The sequence below is a fragment of the Brachybacterium sp. HMSC06H03 genome (assembly GCF_001807385.1).
In the GTDB taxonomy this organism is placed as follows: Bacteria; Actinomycetota; Actinomycetes; order Actinomycetales; family Dermabacteraceae; genus Brachybacterium; species Brachybacterium conglomeratum.
In genome coordinates this window covers 1-3,378 of sequence record NZ_KV788686.1, presented here as the reverse complement: position 1 = coordinate 3,378, position 3,378 = coordinate 1, and the positions used below count along the sequence as shown (strand labels likewise).

The following is a 3,378-nucleotide window of genomic DNA, read 5'->3' as shown; positions in this document are numbered from 1 at the left end:
GCGCAGCGGCCCGCCCGCCGGCGCTCCCCCCAGCGCCGCCGCCGCGCCCGTCGCGACGCGCTGCTCTTCCTCGCGCTGATCGCCCCGAACCTGATCGCGATCATCGTCTTCTCGTACTACCCGGCGCTGTACAACATCGGGCTGAGCTTCTTCGAGTGGGACTTCGTCGAGCCCGTCCCCGAGTGGGTGGGCGCGGCGAACTACGTCGATCTGTTCACCTCGGCGAGCTTCGGCCAGGTCCTGATGAACACGCTGATCTTCACCGGGGTCAGCGTGATCGGCTCCCTCGTGCTCGGCCTGCTGCTGGGCAGCCTGCTGGCCACGAAGGTCCCGTTCACGGGCTTCGCGCAGACCATGGCGTTCGCGCCGCACATGCTGCCCGGCGCCGCCGTCGGCATCCTGTGGCTGTTCATGTTCGACCCGAACTACGGCCTCTCCCGCTGGGCGTTCTCGCTGTTCGGCGCGGACTCCCCGGCGTGGACCACGACCTCGGACTGGTCGCTGTGGTCGATCACCATCGCCTACACCTGGCAGCGCCTCGGCTTCGTCACGGTCATCTGCTACACCGCGATCCTCGACCTGCCGAAGGACCTCTACGAGGCCGCTGCCCTCGACGGCGCGCACGGCTGGAAGCTCTTCCGCCACCTGACCCTGCCGCTGCTGAGCCCGATCACGTTCTTCCTCTCGATCACGGGCATCATCTCCGCCGCACAGGCCTTCGACATCATCTCGATCATGACCAACGGCGGCCCCGGGACCTCTTCCAGCACGCTGAGCTGGATGGTCTACGAGGAGGCCTTCCAGAAGTTCGACATCGGCAGCGCCTCGGCCGCCGCGACCGTGCTGCTCGCGATCCTCCTGGTCATCACCTACGTGCAGGTCCGCTACGGCGAGAAGAAGGTGAACTACGACTCATGAGCACCCTGAGCTCCGCCCCCTCCACCCCGCTGTCCGCCGGGGGCGACACCCCTGCCGTGCCCCGCAACACCGGGCGCCGCCGCGGCCCCCGCCGTCCGGCCTGGGCGACCGCGCTGCTGGTCCTCGGCGTCCTCGCCACGATCGCGGTGTTCCTGGTGCCGCTGTACTGGCTGTTCTCCTCGGCCCTGAAGCCGCACCAGGACATCTACACCTGGCCGCTGCAGTGGATCCCCACCGAGCTGACGTTCTCGAACTTCGTCGGCGCCTGGGATGCCGCGGCCTTCGATCGCTTCTTCCTGAACTCGATCATCACCACCGGCGTCGGCACCGTGCTCGAGATCGTGCTCGCGATCCTGTGCGCCTACGCCTTCGTGTTCGTCGAGTTCCGGTTCAAGAAGATCGTGTTCGGCCTGATCGTCGCCTCGCTGATGCTGCCGGGCCACGTGACGCTGATCGTCAACTACATCACCGTGGCGAACCTCGGCTGGCTGAACACCTACGCCGGGATCATCCTGCCCGGCATCGCCAGCGCCTTCGCGATGTTCCTGATCTACCAGCACATGCGCACGATCGACAAGGACATCCTGCAGGCCGCGGAGATCGACGGGGCCGGCCACATCCGCCGCATGCTCACCATCGTGGTGCCGCTGTCGAGCCCCATGATCCTCACCGCCACCCTGATCGTCATGGTCGGGAAGTGGAACGAGTACGTGTGGCCGCTGATCGTCACCTCGACCGAGGACATGCGCACCCTTCCCATCGGGCTGCTGTTCCTGCGCAGCCAGGAGGGCTACAGCAACTGGGGTGTGATCATGGCCGGCGCCGTGTTCGTCTCCCTGCCGATGCTGATCCTCTTCTTCCTCGCCCAGAAGCGCATCATCGGCGGCCTCGCCGCCGGCGCCATGAAGTGAGGCCGACGGGACGGCCCCGCGCCGTCCCGACCTTCCCGGGCCCCTCCGGCCCGACCCCCGAACCCGCCGGTCCGGGCGCACGAGCGCCCGGCCCCGGTCCCGCACGACCCGACGACCCCGCCCGACCGCACCGGAGCCCTCCGGTCCGGCCCGTCTCCAAGGAGCGATGCACATGTCCCGCAGCCCCCTGAACCTCTCCCGCCGCACGATGATGGCAGCCCTCGGCCTGGGCGCCGGCGCCGCCGGCCTCGCCGCCTGCGGCGCCCCGAACGGCGGAGGCGGCGGCAGCGCCGACGGCTCCGTCCGCGACGGCTTCTCGCAGGCCGACCTCACCGTCCCCTCCGAGTACGAGGGCCGCACCCCGATCCTGTTCTGGGCGCCCTTCACCGGCGTGAACTACGAGGTCCTCGCCAAGCAGTTCGCCGCCTTCAACGAGTCCCAGGACGAGATCGTCGCGATCGCCGAGTCCGTCGGCGGCTACGCCGACCTCAACCAGAAGTTCACCGCGGCCCTCCAGGCCCGCACGGTCCCGGACATCGTCTGCTTCCCCGAGATGCAGTGGCTCCAGTTCTACAACTCCGACGCGCTCGCCCCGCTGGACAGCTACTTCGACGATGAGTGGAACCTCGACATCTACATCGACAACTACGTCGCCGAGGGCAAGGCCGCCGGCGAGACCTTCGTGGTGCCCTTCGCCCGCTCCACCCCGCTCTTCTACTACAACAAGACCCGCTACATCGAGGCGGGCCTGCCCGAGGAGGGCCCCGAGACCTGGGAGGACCTCGCCGAGTTCGCGCCCGAGCTGGCGAAGATCGAGGTCGAGGGCCGACCGCTGGCGGCGCTCGCGGTCGGGGCCGACGACGCCTGGCACGCGCAGGCCGACATCTGGGGCTTCGGCGGCGCGAACGCGAACGAGGACTTCGAGGTCACGATCAACGAGGACGCGGGCGTGGAGTGGCTGGAGTGGCAGCGCAAGTTCATCCACGAGGACAAGTTCGGCTACATGGCGCAGGCCGCGGGCACCGACTTCGCCTCCGGCATCACCGCCGGTATGCGCGGCTCGACCGCCGGGCTGACCGGCACCACCGCCGCCACCGAGGGCGTCTTCGAGGTCGGCACCGCGTTCATGCTCTCCAAGGAGGGCCAGGAGAAGCAGGTCCCGACCGGCGGCTCCGGCCTCTCGATCGTGCGCAGCGACTCCCAGGACCGCCAGGACGCCTGCGCCGAGCTGTTCCGCTTCCTCGCCCAGCCGGAGAAGTCCGCCGAGTGGCACGCGGGCACCGGCTACGTCCCGATCGTGAAGGCCGCGGCCGACACCCGGACGGTCAAGGACCTCGTCGCGGAGAACCCGAACTACGGCGTCGCGCTCGCCCAGCTCGAGAACGCCCGCACCGCGGACTACACCAACTGGGACCAGGGCTCCGTCACCGAGATCGGCGCCGCGCAGGCGCAGGTCTACGGCGACGGCGCCGATCCGAAGAAGGTGCTCGACGCGCTCGCGGCCACCCTCCAGGAGACCCTCGACGACAACCGCGAGGACTACGAGGCC

The 3,378-nt window shown here is 69.2% G+C and carries 3 protein-coding genes; all 3 read left to right on the top strand.

What is annotated here, in order from left to right:
* Window positions 1-918: carbohydrate ABC transporter permease (locus HMPREF3159_RS03120; RefSeq protein WP_083305764.1), on the top strand; the 918-nt coding region annotated here is incomplete at its 5' end.
* Window positions 915-1,829, top strand: coding sequence for a carbohydrate ABC transporter permease (locus HMPREF3159_RS03115; RefSeq protein ID WP_070499626.1), 915 nt, complete (start codon window positions 915-917; stop codon window positions 1,827-1,829). The genes HMPREF3159_RS03120 and HMPREF3159_RS03115, both read left to right, overlap by 4 nt.
* Before the next feature lie 172 nt (window positions 1,830-2,001).
* A partial coding sequence (locus tag HMPREF3159_RS03110; protein ID WP_070499625.1) for an ABC transporter substrate-binding protein occupies window positions 2,002-3,378 on the top strand: 1,377 nt, incomplete at its 3' end.